The organism is Bacillus cereus group sp. N6, assembly GCF_016483705.1.
Classification (GTDB): Bacteria; Bacillota; Bacilli; order Bacillales; family Bacillaceae_G; genus Bacillus_A; species Bacillus_A wiedmannii.
This window is the reverse complement of sequence record NZ_JAEHBI010000029.1, coordinates 58,572-73,259: the sequence shown is the minus strand read 5'-3', so window position 1 is coordinate 73,259 and position 14,688 is coordinate 58,572. Positions and strand designations below refer to the sequence as shown.

The window sequence follows — 14,688 nt, the reverse complement described above, 5'->3', positions numbered from 1 at the left end:
ACTCAGTATTTACAAATGAGAGGCATATGAAACTAGTAAAATTTAAAAAGCTTCCGTGAGGAAGCTGAGTAGTTACAGAAAAACAAAGGGGATGACGGGATGACATTGGCAATTGAAATGAAAGATGTAATGAAAAGTTTCAACGAAAAAACGGCACTTCGAAATGTAAATATTGAAGTGAAGCAAGGAGAAATTTTTGGATTCCTCGGGCCGAGTGGATCTGGAAAAACAACAACAGTAAAGATTTTAACTTCTCAATTGCTGCATAGCGTTGGAACAGTGAGGGTACTAGGTAAAGATATTACCGGACCAAGCAGCATCGATTATAAACGAATTGGTATTTTAACAGACAACAGCGGTTTATATGAAAGACTTAGCATTTATGATAACTTACTATTATTTTGTGACTTATACGATTGTAAAAAAGAACGAATCGATGAAGTACTAGCGCAAGTGAATCTATTAGATGATAAAAAAACATCAGTAAAGAAACTATCAAAAGGAATGAAGCAGCGCGTTACACTAGCTAGAGCAATCCTTCATAAACCAGATATTCTCTTCTTAGATGAACCAACATCTGCACTCGATCCAGTTAACGTACAAAACATTCATAAAATCTTAAAAGACTTAAATAAAGAAGGAACGACGATTTTCTTAACAACGCACAACATGGATGAAGCAGAAACGCTTTGTAACCGCATTGCCTTTCTGTGTGGCGGAGAAATTGTAGCGCTTGATACACCGGAGAACCTTCGCTTACAATACGCGAAAGATCAAATACAAGTCGTGTTAAAGGATAAGAAGAAAGAAACGGTACAAAAAGATGAATTAGGTGCAAAACGTATTTCAGAGTGGATGAAAAAAGGAGAACTATTATCCATTCATTCTTATGAGCCAACGTTAGGCGATATCTTTATTGAAGTTACTGGGAGGGGATTATAATGACATTTTCAATGAGACGATTTTCAGCTATTTTTCGGAAAGAGTTACAAGATTTTAAAACGAATTCACAAACTTTAATTATGTTGTTAATGCCACTTGTCTTTTCGGTATTATTTAGTCGCTCAGATAATATGAGAGAAATTGGAGCGAATTCATTAACTGCGATGACGTTAGTTATGGTCGGAGGTTTTGTACAGGCAATGCTCATTGCCGAAGAAAAGGAAAAAAATACGCTTCGTGTTCTTATGCTATCACCAGCATCATCAATTGAAGTATTAATTGGTAAAAGTTCATTAACAGGTCTGATTACAGTTGCAATCTGTTTTATTAATCTACTTATTTTAGGTAAATTAGAAGGTAATTTTGCATTATTATTACTTATCTTTGTTCTCGGAATGCTAATATTTAACCTTATTGGTACTTGTATTGGATTATTAGCTCAAAATGTACCACAAACATCAACAATTGGATTGCCGATATTAATGATATTTCTTTTCGGTGATTTAATTGGAATGTTTGTGAAGAATGAAGTCGTTACAAAAATAATCGATTATTTACCAACTCGTCATATCGGTGTGGCAGTTAGCAGTGTTATAAAGGGGGCGGGTTTTAGTGCAATTACTAGTAATTTATTGAACATAATAATTTGGTTAGTTGCGGTACTTGTTATTACACTCTTCGTGTATAGAAAGAAACAAATGGACTGAAAACTGAGCCGAAAGTGCTCAGTTTTTTATTTTTTCTATCATTTCCTCGGAAATTTTACAATTCTTATACATATTTTTACAGATTTTGTCGAAAAGTAATTAGTTATAGGTTGTATAGGATACGTGAATATTGTTCAAAATGATTGCTGAGGTGATGATGGAATGCGAGGAAGAAATAATAAAAAGTCGCAAAAGGTAGTACATTTATTTCAAAAAAGATGGGTGTTTCCGGCACTATACATTGCTTGTGCAGCGGTAATTTTAATGGTTGCGCTATGGTTCCAAGGAGCTAATCCGAAGAAGACTCCGAACCAAGATCAAGCAACACCGTATACACAATCGGAAGATCCAGCAGTACCAGTAACGAAATCTTCAGAAGTAGTGAAAATGCCAGCTGCCGCTAATGCGGAAGTAGTCGTACAGAAGAAATTCTATGAAGATGCAGCAACTGAGGCGGAACAAGAAAAAGCACTTGTCTTTTATAACAACACATATTCCCCAAATAAAGGAATCGACATTGCTGCGAAGAATGGAAAAGAATTCGATGTAGCTGCTGCTTTAAGTGGTACAGTAACGAAAGCTGAAAAAGATTCACTTCTTGGTTATGTTGTAACAGTCGATAGCGGAAATGGTGTAGCAGTTTCTTATCAAAGCTTAGGCAGTGTGAAAGTAGAAAAAGGTGCACGAGTTGCACAAGGTGAAGTATTAGGAAAATCCGGTCTAAGTGCAATGAATAAAGAAGCAGGTTCTCACGTTCACTTTGAAGTACGTAAAGACAACGTGGCTGTGAACCCTGAGCGCTACTTAAATAAGTCAGTAGCAGAAATTAAAGCTGATGCAGGTGCTGCAAAAGCAACGAATGCTTCTGGTAAAAAGGCTGATGAAAAATCTCAAAAAGAAGAGAAGTCAACAAGCACGAAACCAGAAAGTAAAACAGAAGATAAGTCTCAAAAAGAAGAAAAATCAACAAGCGGTTCGACTAGTGACAAAAAAGAAGGGCCGAAGAAAGAAGAAAAATCAACAAGCGGTTCGACTAGTGACAAAAAAGAAGAACCGAAGAAAGAAGAAAAATCAACAAATGGTTCTACAGAATCATCTAACAGTTCTTCTTCACAAGAATAAGAAAGTGAAAAAATCAGTTCTCACTAGAGAGCTGATTTTTTTACTTTTACCCCGCATTAACGGGCAGTAAGACCCCTACTTCAAAATTCAGTGAAAGCTAAGAAGTTAGGCCTGGGGTCAACTGCCCGTAAAAGCCCGATTGGTGAAGGCTAATAATCAGTGGGAAATGGCGCCCACTGATTAAAGTTTCACTTTATATAAAAATACTCAATTTCGAGAAAAAAGTTGCAATAACAAGGAAATATGACGAGATTCTCGAATATATATTACAAACAGGAGGGGATACTGTGTCAATTTTATTTGTTCTGTCGACTGCTATTATTTTATTGTTTGTTTTATTCACTTTATATTATTATATTGCCAGTAAGAAAGAGGTTCCCCACCATCAATTGTTAGAAGAAGAGTTGGAACGAGAAGAATGACACCTTATATACAAGGTGTCATTTTTTTCGCCAAAATAGTCACTGTTAACGTATTTCTCACAAAAAAACGTAATTTTTCTTAACTTAGTCCGCAAAAATAGTGAACATGTAGCATATATCAGTAGTGCGGGCAATACAATGGTATAAACCAAAGCAAAGAGAGTGTTTGAGGTGAGAAATCGTGAATCATTTCATTATAAATCCAAGAATGTTTAACGCTTACAAACAGCACTCACACTTACTTCTTAGTCGTATGCAGCGAGGCTCATTTCACACTTCTCACATCCAATTTAGGGAGGCGAGTGGTGTGCACGATTACATCAAAGAGAGAACTATCAAGATTGGTAAGTATATCGTGGAGACAAGAAAGACAGTGCGTGTCATTGCAAAGGAATTTGGGGTATCAAAGAGTACAGTCCATAAAGATTTAACGGAACGTCTACCAGAAATTAATCCAGAGCTCGCAAATGAAGTGAAAGAAATTCTTGATTATCATAAGTCTATTCGTCATTTAAGAGGCGGAGAAGCAACAAAACAAAAGTATAGAAAAGAAGATGTAGAAAAGCCGGTCCGTCAATAAATATGCGATCGCAAACATTCCGTTTCAATTCGGTAATATTTTTCAGAAGAATTCTTTTTGCGAATATTACGTTTCTGTTAAATTTATGATAAAATCAGAAATTAGGTGTAAAAGAATTCGGGTGTAACCTGATTTTGAATATCGAGGAGGAAATGACGGGAATGTTTGCGCGAGATATCGGAATTGACCTAGGTACGGCTAATGTATTAATTCATGTTAAAGGCAAAGGTATTGTATTAAATGAGCCATCTGTTGTGGCAATTGATCGTAACACAGGTAAAGTATTAGCAGTAGGTGAAGAAGCAAGAAGTATGGTGGGACGTACACCTGGTAATATTGTAGCAATTCGTCCGCTTAAAGATGGTGTAATCGCAGATTTCGAAATTACAGAAGCAATGTTAAAGTATTTCATTAACAAATTGGACGTGAAGAGCTTCTTTTCAAAACCTCGCATTTTAATTTGTTGTCCAACAAATATCACATCAGTAGAACAAAAAGCAATTCGTGAGGCTGCTGAACGTTCAGGTGGTAAAACAGTATTTTTAGAAGAAGAACCAAAAGTAGCCGCAGTTGGTGCTGGTATGGAAATCTTCCAACCAAGCGGTAACATGGTTGTTGATATTGGTGGAGGTACAACAGATATTGCTGTACTATCTATGGGTGATATTGTTACCTCTTCCTCTATCAAAATGGCTGGCGATAAGTTTGATATGGAGATCTTAAACTACGTTAAACGTAAGTATAAGCTATTAATTGGAGAACGTACTTCAGAAAATATTAAAATTAAAGTTGGTACAGTATTCCCAGGTGCACGTAGCGAAGAGCTTGAAATTCGCGGACGTGACATGGTAACGGGCTTACCACGTACAATTACAGTATGCTCTGAAGAAATTACAGAAGCACTAAAAGAAGACGCGGCTATCATTGTACAAGCTGCAAAAGGCGTACTAGAGCGCACGCCACCAGAACTATCTGCGGACATTATCGACCGCGGTGTTATTCTAACAGGCGGTGGAGCTTTACTACACGGTATCGACATGCTTCTAGCAGAAGAACTAAAAGTACCAGTATTAATTGCTGAAAACCCAATGCAATGTGTTGCTGTTGGTACAGGTATTATGTTAGAGAATATCGATAAATTACCAAAGCGTGCTTTACGATAAAGTGAAACTTTAATAAGTGGGGGTATCCCCCACTTATTATTAGCTCGCAAATAGTAGGAAAAATGAGAAGAACTAAGGTGTTAACCGAAGTTCTTTTTTTGTTTTTTTATTCTTTCATTTTTTTATTTTATTTTGATTTATTGAGAAAATAGAAGAAAAATAAAGAAAAACGAAGGAAATAGGTAAAATATTCATATATATGGTTAAATTTAATATTTCCTTATTTGAAAACGTTTATAATATAATGAGTCGAATACGACATTAAGGCAAATCATGTTTCAGTACATATTGCCTTTCCCTAATTTGGGCATACACTCTTTTCTACCTCCGTGTCAGTTGCTGGAATATGCAGCTATTTTAAGAGAATAGAGTGTGTGCATTTTTTTATATATAAAGCTGAAAAGATATTAAAGTTTCACTTTATAATGACAAACAATAAACAAAATGGGATAATAAACAATATGTCCAAGTGGTAAGACCAATATTACAAAAGGGGCGATTGTTATATGCTAAATATAGAACAAATTAAAGAAATCATTCCTCACCGCTATCCATTTTTACTTGTTGATAAAATATTAGAAGTAGATGAAGGAAAAAGAGCGGTTGGAATTAAAAATGTATCCGCAAACGAAGAATTCTTTAACGGGCACTTCCCTGACTATGCAGTTATGCCCGGTGTACTTATTGTAGAAGCATTAGCACAAGTTGGAGCAGTTGGGGTATTAAAGAAAGAAGAAAACCGCGGAAGACTTGCTTTCTTCGCGGGTATCGACAATTGCCGCTTTAAAAAACAAGTACGTCCAGGTGATCAACTTCGCCTAGAAGTAGAAATGACACGTGTACGTGGTCCGATCGGTAAAGGAAAAGCAATCGCAACAGTAGATGGTGAAGTTGCATGTGAAGCTGAAATTACATTTGCGATTGGTGATAAAAAAGAATAACAGAAATAAAAAAATCTTCTTGTGAAAATACAAGGAGATTTTTTATTTCCAATATATATTGGTGTAATTGTTAAAATGCAAACTAGTCAGAAGATTACTTGTGTATAGAAAGTAATTACCATATAATTACTTTATTGTTTATTTAAAAAATAGGATAAATGATAAGAATAGAAAAGAAGGAAAGTCATTGTCATATTGTAAAGGCGTTCATATAAGACAAAGTAGAATGATATTGATTAAGATGAGATGTAGGGAAATCAGTGATACAAAATATTAATTAGACGTATGAAATCGAGCATAGAGAGAGAAAAAGGAGAAATGTCGCATTTCACAAAAGGAGACTATTAATATGTTCGGAAGAAAGAAAAGAAAACCATTACGACAATTAATTACGCATAAAGAGCCTAAATCACGCGTTGCAGAACAATATCGTAACATTCGTACAAACATTGAATTTACATCTGTAGATAGTCATGTTCGTTCTATTATTGTTACCTCGGCAGATCCAGGCGACGGAAAAACAACGACAATCGCAAACTTAGCAGTTGTTTTCGGACAACAAGGAAAGAAAGTCTTATTAATCGGAGCTGACTTGCGTAAGCCAACGATTCAAAACTTATTTGCCATTCACAATTCAAATGGATTAACGAACTTATTATCAGGACAAGCGAAACTGATGCAATGTATTCAAAAAACAGATATAGAGAATGTATACTTAATGGCGGCAGGTCCAATCCCGCCAAACCCAGCTGAACTATTAGGTAGCCGAATAATGGACGAGACATTACTAGAAGCATATAACATGTTTGATATTATTCTAATCGACACACCACCGGTTCTTGCGGTTACCGATGCACAAATACTAGCGAACAAATGCGATGGAATAGTACTTGTCGTACGCAGTGAAAAAACAGAAAAAGATAAAATTGTAAAAGCGAAGCAAATATTAGACAAAGCGTCCGGTAAATTACTTGGTGTCGTCTTAAACGATAAAAGAGAAGAAAAAGAACAATATGGATATTATTAGAAAATAATGTATAGAATAGTAAATGAGAAAGCTGATAAATGTTTTTATCAGCTTTTTTTGAATTTTTATAAAATTCCTTATTGCATTATACGAAAAAAATGATATAATAGAAATTTTGGAAATTCGTTGGAATGTGTTGTCATATTTAAGATTATTTTGTAAGATTATATTTGCTTGATGTCAATAAATGTAGAACTAAAATATTCAAAATAAAAAATGTAAGATTTATATGTTATAATTTTTCTTATGTGCAAATTTTAGAAAGTTGGAGGAACTTATGGAAGAAACAATTAGTTTGAAAGAGTTATTTCATATTTTAAAAAAACGTTTAGCGATGATCCTTGCCATTACATTTGGTATAGCGATTATAAGTGCTATTATTAGCTTCTTTTTTATGACACCAATTTATCAGTCTTCAACACAAATTCTTGTTAACCAGAAGAAGCAAGAAGGGACTGCTTTACAGATTGGAGAAGTTCAAACAAATATACAATTGACGAATACATATAAGGTTATTATTAAGAGTCCTGTAATTTTAGAGCAAGTGAAAGAAAAACTGAAATTGCAAGAGACGCTACAGGAGTTAACAAAGAATATTGATGTTGCAAATGAAAGAGACTCGCAAGTTATTTCTGTTACGGTTCAGAATAAAAATCCAAGAACAGCAAGCGCTATTGCGAATAAAATTGCTGAAGTATTTCAAAGTGAAGTAGCAAAAATTATGAGCGTTGATAACGTCACTGTATTATCAAAAGCTGAAGTTTCGGAAAATCAATCGCCAATTAAACCGCGTCCAATGTTAAACGTAGCAATCGCTTTCGTTGTTGGTTTAATGGTTGCAGTTGGTCTAGCATTCTTACTAGAATATTTAGATAACACATTAAAAAAAGAAGAAGATGTAGAAAAATTACTTGGTTTACCAGTGTTAGGTATTGTAGCCCGTATGGATGAAGAAACAACAAACATAAAATCACATGCTCTATCATCAAGAAAAGTGAGGGGACAAACAATTGGCTCTTAATTTATTTAAAAAGAAAAAAAACCATCGTCAACGTCGTCAATTAATTGCTCATCAGCAACCAAAATCACCAATTTCAGAACAATATCGTAATATTCGAACAAATATCGAATTTGCAGCTGTTGATACGAATTTACATTCATTAATGATTACGTCTGCAAACCCAAGTGAAGGAAAAACAACGACGACAGCGAATATGGCAGTTGTTTTTGCCCAACAAGGAAAGAAAGTGTTATTAATTGATGCAGACATGCGTAAACCGGCGATGCATCAAATGTTTCAAGTAGATAATATTTTCGGATTAACAAACGTATTAACACATAGTGAACGTTTAGAAAAATGTGTACAAACGACATCAGTTGATAATTTACACTTTCTAGCTTGCGGCCCGATTCCACCGAATCCAGCAGAATTGTTAGGCTCTAAATCGATGCAAGAGCTTCTCGCACAAGCGTATAGCTTGTATGATTTAGTTGTTTTTGATCTGCCACCAATTTTAGCTGTAACTGACGCACAAATTATGGCGAATGTATGTGATGCTTCGATTCTTGTTGTTCGTAGTGAATCGACAGAAAAGGAAACAGCAGTAAAAGCAAAAGGGTTGTTAGAATCGGCTAAAGGAAAATTATTAGGTATTGTTCTTAATGACCGTGAACGGGAACAAAACTTATACTATTATTACGGTGCAAATTAATTTAAAGAGTGAGATATGGGAAGAACATATCTCCTTTTTTCCCTTGAATATGAGATGTATCTCATATTCAAGGGAAAAAAGATTACTATGAGAGAGTGAGAGTGAAAAGAATGATTGATTTACATTGTCACATTTTACCTGGTATCGATGACGGGGCACAAACAATAACTGATAGTTTAGTGATGGCTCAAAAGGCTGTTCAAGAAGGAATACATACAATCGTCGCAACACCGCACCATCAAAACGGAAAATATGTAAATGAACGTACTTCTATCATTCATCAAGTAAAGCAATTAAATGATAAGTTACAACAACATGAAATTCCATTGAAACTATTACCAGGTCAAGAAGTCAGGTTATATGGTGATTTATTAGAAGATTATGAGGCTGGTAAAATCGTTACTTTAAATGAAGCAAATAAATATATATTCATTGAATTTCCATCAAATCACGTACCTCGTTATGCAGAACAATTATTATATGAACTACGTGTAAAGGGAATGATCCCCATTATCGTTCATCCCGAACGTAATGCCGAGTTAATTGAGAGGCCAGATAAGTTATATAACCTTGTAAATAAAGGTGCATTAACACAAGTAACGGCAGGCAGTTTACTAGGAAAATTCGGTAAGAAAATTAAAAAGTTTTCACTACAACTTGTAGAACATAATTTAACGCATATGATCGCATCGGATGCGCATAACACAACATCAAGAGGATTTCATTTAGCAGAAAGCTATGAGCTAATTGAGAAAGAATTTGGAATGCGTGTTATGAGTGATTTTAAAGAGAATCCGTACTTACTAATTAGCGGAAAAGCAATTTATAAAGAAGATCCAGAACAAATTCGTCGTAAAAAATTGTTCGGTATTTTTTAATTGAAGAGTTTGGGTGATGTCTCCTAACCGTTATCAACGGGGGCACTCGGTCGTGCTGTGGGTAGAAATTTTTATTTCGAACCTACCTTAGACGCTTGTCGTCGGGGGTATGACGTGAGGGTGGGTTAGATGCCCGTAATTTATTTATAATAGAAACTCTACCTATGGAGTTATAATTATGACTTCATAGGTAGGGTTTTTGTTATTGTTACAAAAAATAAAATGATATGGGGGAATATAATTGAAAAAAGTAAGGAAAGCGATTATCCCAGCTGCTGGCCTTGGCACAAGATTTTTACCAGCAACGAAAGCGATGCCGAAAGAAATGTTACCAATTGTCGATAAGCCGACAATTCAATACATAGTGGAAGAAGCGATAGAATCAGGAATTGAAGATATTATTATTGTAACTGGAAAAGGGAAGCGCGCAATTGAAGATCATTTTGATCATTCTTTTGAGCTAGAACAAAACTTACAAGAAAAAGGAAAGTATGAAATACTTGAAAAAGTACAAGCATCATCAAAAATTAATATTCATTACATAAGACAAAAAGAACCAAAAGGTTTGGGACATGCAGTATGGTGTGCCCGTAAATTTATTGGGAATGAACCGTTTGCAGTATTACTTGGTGACGATATTGTCCAGGCAAAGACACCGTGCTTACGTCAATTGATGGACCAATATGAAGAAACACAATCATCTGTAATTGGTGTACAAACGGTGCCTGAAAATGAAACACATCGCTACGGTATCATCGATCCAGTTGAACAAAATGACCGCCGTTATCAAGTGCGCCAATTTGTTGAAAAGCCAGCTCAAGGAACAGCACCATCTAATTTAGCAATTATGGGTCGTTACGTATTAACACCAGAAATTTTTGCATTCCTCGAAAATCAAGAAACAGGAGCAGGTGGCGAAATTCAATTGACAGATGCGATTCAACACCTAAACGAAATTCAACGCGTATTTGCGTATGATTTTGAAGGAACCCGTTATGATGTTGGAGAAAAGTTTGGTTTTATTAAGACTACGATTGAAATGGCATTGCAGCATGTGGAACTAAGGGAAAGATTATTAGAATATATTAGTGAGACTGTAAAAGCAGAGATGTTTATAAAAGGGGGGAGATAAAGTTGGAAAGTAGAAAAATAGTAGGTACTTCAGTTGAATCGAAAGAGCTGGTAATAAAAAATCAAAGTATAGTTTACTTGTTTTTTAAAAGAATATTAGATTTTATAGGCGCTATATTAGGGTTAGTGATTTTCTCCCCAATTTTCATCGTAATTTCAATCCTTTATATGTGGGGGGATAATAAAGGACCTGTATTTTTTAAACAAGTCCGAATGGGTAAGGATGGTAAAGAGTTCCATATTTATAAATTCCGTTCAATGATTGTAAATGCAGAGGGGAAATTAAAAGAAAATGAACTATTATATAAAAAATATGTTGCTAATAATTATAAATTAGAACCAAATGAAGACCCTCGCATTACCAAATTAGGACATTTTTTGAGAAAAACAAGCCTAGATGAGTTACCTCAATTCATTAATGTTTTAAAAGGTAACATGAGTCTTGTTGGTCCAAGGCCGGTGGTAAAAGAAGAATTAAAGGAATACGGTCATAGAGAACGTGAGTTTTTATCTGTTAAACCAGGGATTACGGGATATTGGCAAGTAAGTGGGAGAAGTGATGTTGGTTATCCAGAACGAGTAGATTTAGAACTTCATTATGTGGACAATGCTTCTTTATATTTTGATATTAAGATTATAATTTTTACAGTTATAAATGTAATTTTACGTAAGGGTGCTTATTAATTTTATAATAAAGGAGATTTATGATCATGAAAGGAATTATTTTAGCCGGAGGAAGTGGAACACGTTTGTATCCACTTACTACAGCTGTTTCAAAACAATTGTTACCAGTATACGATAAACCGATGATTTACTATCCATTATCAGTATTAATGTTGGCTGGAATCCAGGATATTTTAATTATATCTACGCCACAGGATACACCACGTTTCGAGGAGCTCCTAGGGAATGGTTCTCAGTTTGGAATTAACCTTGAATACGCAGTACAAGAATCACCGGATGGATTGGCACAAGCATTTATTATTGGAGAAGATTTTATTGGTGATGATTCAGTCGCTCTAATATTAGGGGACAATATGTTTTATGGACATGGCTTAACCCAATTACTACAAAATGCTGTAGGACGTCAAAATGCAGCGACTGTTTTTGGGTATTATGTAAATGACCCAGAACGTTTTGGAGTAGTTGAATTTGATGAGAACGGAAAAGCTATATCTATTGAAGAAAAACCAGAAAATCCCAAATCTCATTATGCAGTAACGGGGCTTTATTTTTATGATAATAGAGTTATAGAGATTGCTAAAAATATTAAACCATCAGCTCGTGGTGAGTTAGAGATTACAGATATCAATAAAGTATATCTAGAAGCGAATGAATTAAATGTAGAGATTCTTGGACGTGGCTTCTCATGGCTGGATTCAGGTACGCATGAATCATTATTAGAGGCATCACAATTTATTGAAACAATTGAAAAGCGTCAAAGCTTAAAGGTAGCTTGTTTAGAAGAAATTGCTTTTAGAAGAGGATATATTAATCGAGAGCAATTATTAGTTCTGGCAGAGCCTATGAAAAAGAATCAATATGGTCAATATTTAATGAAATTGGCAGAGCAAAGTAAGCAGAAGCAACCAATTTATCAATAAAGGAGTATTGAATATGAAGATTATTGAGACAAAAATTCCCGATGTACTTATTTTAGAGCCAAATGTATTTGGGGATCATCGTGGATATTTTATGGAAAGTTATAATAAAGATGCATTTGATAAGTTAGGTTTAAAATATGAATTTATTCAAGATAATCAATCATTATCAGTGCCTGTTGGAACATTACGTGGTTTGCATTTTCAATTAAATCCTAAAGCACAGACAAAAGTAGTTCGTTGTATTACTGGTGCCATTTATGATGTAGCGGTTGATATTCGTAAAGGTTCACCTACATATGGTCAATGGATAGGTGTTATTTTAAGTGAACATAATAAGCGTCAGCTAGTTGTACCAAAAGGATTTGCGCACGGTTTTTGTACATTAGTACCTAATTCAACTGTCGCTTATAAAGTAGATGAATATTATTCTCCAGAACATGACTCTGGTATTTTATGGAATGATCCAGCGCTAGGAATAGACTGGCCAGTAAGTAATCCAATACTATCGGATAAAGATAACAAACATCCAATGTTGGAAGAAGCAAATATTAATTTTGTATATGAAAATTAAGGAGGAGCAACATGAAAGTATTAGTAACAGGTGGAGCAGGATTTATTGGAAGTAATTTTGTACGTTATATGGTAAAGAAATATCCTGAATATAACCTTGTCAATTTAGATGCATTGACGTATGCAGGAAATTTAGAGAATCTAAAAGAGATTGAGAGCTTACCTAATTATAAATTTGTTAAAGGTGATATAGCTGATCGCGAGTTTATCAATCGACTATTCAAAGAAGAAAAATTTGACTATGTATTAAATTTTGCAGCAGAATCACATGTGGATAGAAGTATTACTAATCCAGATATATTTATTCAAACAAATATTCAAGGAGCTCAAGTGCTATTAGATGCAGCAAAAAATGCGCAAGTGAAAAAATATTTGCAAGTTTCAACAGATGAGGTATATGGTACTTTAGGCGATACAGGTTATTTCTCAGAAGAAACACCTTTAGCTTCAAATAGTCCATACAGTTCAAGTAAAGCTGGGGCAGACTTACTAGTTCGTGCATATCATGAAACATTTGGCTTACCTGTTAATATTACACGTTGCTCCAATAACTATGGGCCATTCCATTTTCCTGAGAAATTAATTCCATTAATGATTATTAATGCATTAAATAATAAGCAGTTACCTGTATACGGCGATGGATTAAATGTACGTGACTGGTTACATGTTGAAGACCATTGTCAAGCTATTGATTTGGTACTTCATAAAGGGGAAAATGGTGAAGTATATAATGTTGGTGGAAATAATGAACGTACAAATATTGAAATTGTAAAAACAATTTTAAAAGCGTTAGATAAGCCAGAATCTTTAATTCAATATGTGACAGATCGTCCAGGACACGACCGCCGCTATGCAATTGATGCAACAAAACTTCGTGAGGAGTTAGGTTGGTCACCAAAATATAACTTTGATACGGGAATTGAACAAACGATTAACTGGTATTTAGAAAACCAAGACTGGTGGGAGAATATTATCTCTGGAGAATACCAAGAATACTTTGATAATCAATATGGTAATAGATTAGAGGTTAAGTAAATGAAAGTTATTGTAACAGGAGCAAAAGGTCAACTTGCACAAGACGTTTTGAAACAATTAGAACATACAGATTTACAAGTATACGGTATTGATCGTGAAGAGTTGGATATAACAAATAATGAGGCTGTACAAGCTTATATAAATAAAATTAAGCCAGATGCAATTATGCATTGTGCAGCTTATACAAATGTTGATGCAGCAGAAGAAGATGCAGAAACTGCTTATAAAGTAAATGGACTAGGTACAAAGTATTTAGCACAAGCTGCAGGAGAAATAGGGGCGAAAATGTTGTACATTAGTACCGACTATGTTTTCGATGGTACAGCAAAAAGTCCTTATGAAACTAGTGAACCTACAAAACCATTGGGGGTTTATGGTGAAACAAAATTAGCAGGTGAAACGTTTGTACAACAATATGTAGATAAATTCTTTATTGTACGTACAGCTTGGGTGTTTGGGGTATTTGGAAATAACTTTGTGAAAACGATGCTACGTTTAGGAAAAGAGCATGATGAAATTAGTGTTGTTCATGATCAGATAGGTTCACCTACATATACAGTAGATTTGGCACGTTTTATGATTGAATTAATTCGTTCTGAAAAGTACGGTATATATCATGCGACAAATACAGGAGTTTGTTCTTGGTATGAATTTGCTGTAGAGATTTTCAATCAAGCAGGCATAGAAGTTAAGGTGAATCCGGTGACAACAGAGGAGTTCCCTCGACCAGCAGCACGTCCACATTATTCAGTATTAAGTAAACAAAAAATTGAAGATGAAGGATTTAGCTCTGTACAAGATTGGAAAGAGGCTTTAAAAGCTTATCTTTTAGAAAATAAATGATAAATTTTGTG

17 protein-coding genes are annotated in these 14,688 nt (G+C 34.7%); all 17 read left to right on the top strand.

Features of this window, described 5'->3' with window-relative positions:
- Nucleotides 1-99 precede the first annotated feature (99 nt).
- The 17 genes from JDS99_RS19540 (at nt 100) to rfbD (ending at nt 14,677) form a co-directional block, all read left to right on the top strand.
- The gene (locus JDS99_RS19540) at nt 100-942 is read left to right on the top strand and encodes an ABC transporter ATP-binding protein (RefSeq protein WP_098857506.1); all 843 of its coding nucleotides are present in this window, start codon (nt 100-102) and stop codon (nt 940-942) included.
- Nucleotides 942-1,649, top strand: coding sequence for an ABC transporter permease (locus JDS99_RS19535; protein ID WP_088123779.1), 708 nt, complete (start codon nt 942-944; stop codon nt 1,647-1,649). The genes JDS99_RS19540 and JDS99_RS19535 overlap by 1 nt, the downstream gene beginning before the upstream one ends.
- 162 nt (nt 1,650-1,811) lie before the next feature.
- Nucleotides 1,812-2,771, top strand: a complete 960-nt coding sequence (locus JDS99_RS19530; RefSeq protein ID WP_199695558.1) for a stage II sporulation protein SpoIIQ — start codon at nt 1,812-1,814, stop codon at nt 2,769-2,771.
- A 287-nt stretch (nt 2,772-3,058) separates the two neighbouring features.
- Nucleotides 3,059-3,193, top strand: a complete 135-nt coding sequence (locus JDS99_RS19525; RefSeq protein ID WP_097906825.1) for an ABC transporter ATP-binding protein — start codon at nt 3,059-3,061, stop codon at nt 3,191-3,193.
- A 307-nt stretch (nt 3,194-3,500) separates the two neighbouring features.
- Nucleotides 3,501-3,773: a sporulation transcriptional regulator SpoIIID gene (gene spoIIID, locus JDS99_RS19520; RefSeq protein WP_000544012.1), complete on the top strand. Its 273-nt coding sequence runs from the start codon at nt 3,501-3,503 to the stop codon at nt 3,771-3,773.
- Nucleotides 3,774-3,934: 161 nt separating this feature from the next.
- A complete protein-coding gene (gene mreB / locus JDS99_RS19515) occupies nt 3,935-4,936 on the top strand; it encodes a rod shape-determining protein (RefSeq protein WP_000457990.1) in 1,002 nt (333 codons plus the stop codon).
- A 506-nt stretch (nt 4,937-5,442) separates the two neighbouring features.
- Complete coding sequence (fabZ, locus tag JDS99_RS19510; RefSeq protein WP_199695557.1) at nt 5,443-5,877, top strand: 3-hydroxyacyl-ACP dehydratase FabZ; 435 nt, start codon at nt 5,443-5,445, stop codon at nt 5,875-5,877.
- A 349-nt stretch (nt 5,878-6,226) separates the two neighbouring features.
- Complete coding sequence (locus JDS99_RS19505) at nt 6,227-6,904, top strand: CpsD/CapB family tyrosine-protein kinase (RefSeq protein WP_087983278.1); 678 nt, start codon at nt 6,227-6,229, stop codon at nt 6,902-6,904.
- Between the two features lie 277 nt (nt 6,905-7,181).
- Nucleotides 7,182-7,925 (top strand): YveK family protein, encoded by a 744-nt coding sequence (locus tag JDS99_RS19500; protein WP_199695556.1) that lies wholly within the window; start codon nt 7,182-7,184, stop codon nt 7,923-7,925.
- A complete protein-coding gene (locus JDS99_RS19495) occupies nt 7,915-8,616 on the top strand; it encodes a CpsD/CapB family tyrosine-protein kinase (RefSeq protein ID WP_199695555.1) in 702 nt (233 codons plus the stop codon). The genes JDS99_RS19500 and JDS99_RS19495 overlap by 11 nt, the downstream gene beginning before the upstream one ends.
- A gap of 110 nt (nt 8,617-8,726) precedes the next feature.
- Complete coding sequence (locus JDS99_RS19490) at nt 8,727-9,494, top strand: tyrosine-protein phosphatase (protein ID WP_199695559.1); 768 nt, start codon at nt 8,727-8,729, stop codon at nt 9,492-9,494.
- A 241-nt stretch (nt 9,495-9,735) separates the two neighbouring features.
- On the top strand, nt 9,736-10,626 hold the full coding sequence (galU, locus tag JDS99_RS19485) for a UTP--glucose-1-phosphate uridylyltransferase GalU (protein ID WP_199695554.1): 891 nt from the start codon (nt 9,736-9,738) through the stop codon (nt 10,624-10,626).
- A 2-nt stretch (nt 10,627-10,628) separates the two neighbouring features.
- Nucleotides 10,629-11,309, top strand: coding sequence for a sugar transferase (locus JDS99_RS19480; RefSeq protein WP_199695553.1), 681 nt, complete (start codon nt 10,629-10,631; stop codon nt 11,307-11,309).
- A gap of 26 nt (nt 11,310-11,335) precedes the next feature.
- Complete coding sequence (gene rfbA / locus JDS99_RS19475; RefSeq protein ID WP_199695552.1) at nt 11,336-12,229, top strand: glucose-1-phosphate thymidylyltransferase RfbA; 894 nt, start codon at nt 11,336-11,338, stop codon at nt 12,227-12,229.
- A 13-nt stretch (nt 12,230-12,242) separates the two neighbouring features.
- Complete coding sequence (gene rfbC, locus JDS99_RS19470) at nt 12,243-12,800, top strand: dTDP-4-dehydrorhamnose 3,5-epimerase (protein ID WP_000691184.1); 558 nt, start codon at nt 12,243-12,245, stop codon at nt 12,798-12,800.
- Between the two features lie 11 nt (nt 12,801-12,811).
- The gene (gene rfbB, locus JDS99_RS19465; RefSeq protein WP_199695551.1) at nt 12,812-13,834 is read left to right on the top strand and encodes a dTDP-glucose 4,6-dehydratase; all 1,023 of its coding nucleotides are present in this window, start codon (nt 12,812-12,814) and stop codon (nt 13,832-13,834) included.
- Nucleotides 13,835-14,677 (top strand): dTDP-4-dehydrorhamnose reductase, encoded by an 843-nt coding sequence (gene rfbD / locus JDS99_RS19460; RefSeq protein WP_199695550.1) that lies wholly within the window; start codon nt 13,835-13,837, stop codon nt 14,675-14,677.
- The last annotated feature ends 11 nt before the right edge of the window (nt 14,678-14,688 follow it).

Coding starts and splice junctions, on each gene's coding strand:
- JDS99_RS19540 (WP_098857506.1), top strand. CDS start 100: ATGACATTGGCAATTGAAATGAAAGATGTAATGAAAAGTTTCAACGAA.
- JDS99_RS19535 (WP_088123779.1), top strand. CDS start 942: ATGACATTTTCAATGAGACGATTTTCAGCTATTTTTCGGAAAGAGTTA.
- JDS99_RS19530 (WP_199695558.1), top strand. CDS start 1,812: ATGCGAGGAAGAAATAATAAAAAGTCGCAAAAGGTAGTACATTTATTT.
- mreB (WP_000457990.1), top strand. CDS start 3,935: ATGTTTGCGCGAGATATCGGAATTGACCTAGGTACGGCTAATGTATTA.
- fabZ (WP_199695557.1), top strand. CDS start 5,443: ATGCTAAATATAGAACAAATTAAAGAAATCATTCCTCACCGCTATCCA.
- JDS99_RS19505 (WP_087983278.1), top strand. CDS start 6,227: ATGTTCGGAAGAAAGAAAAGAAAACCATTACGACAATTAATTACGCAT.
- JDS99_RS19500 (WP_199695556.1), top strand. CDS start 7,182: ATGGAAGAAACAATTAGTTTGAAAGAGTTATTTCATATTTTAAAAAAA.
- JDS99_RS19490 (WP_199695559.1), top strand. CDS start 8,727: ATGATTGATTTACATTGTCACATTTTACCTGGTATCGATGACGGGGCA.
- rfbA (WP_199695552.1), top strand. CDS start 11,336: ATGAAAGGAATTATTTTAGCCGGAGGAAGTGGAACACGTTTGTATCCA.
- rfbC (WP_000691184.1), top strand. CDS start 12,243: ATGAAGATTATTGAGACAAAAATTCCCGATGTACTTATTTTAGAGCCA.
- rfbB (WP_199695551.1), top strand. CDS start 12,812: ATGAAAGTATTAGTAACAGGTGGAGCAGGATTTATTGGAAGTAATTTT.
- rfbD (WP_199695550.1), top strand. CDS start 13,835: ATGAAAGTTATTGTAACAGGAGCAAAAGGTCAACTTGCACAAGACGTT.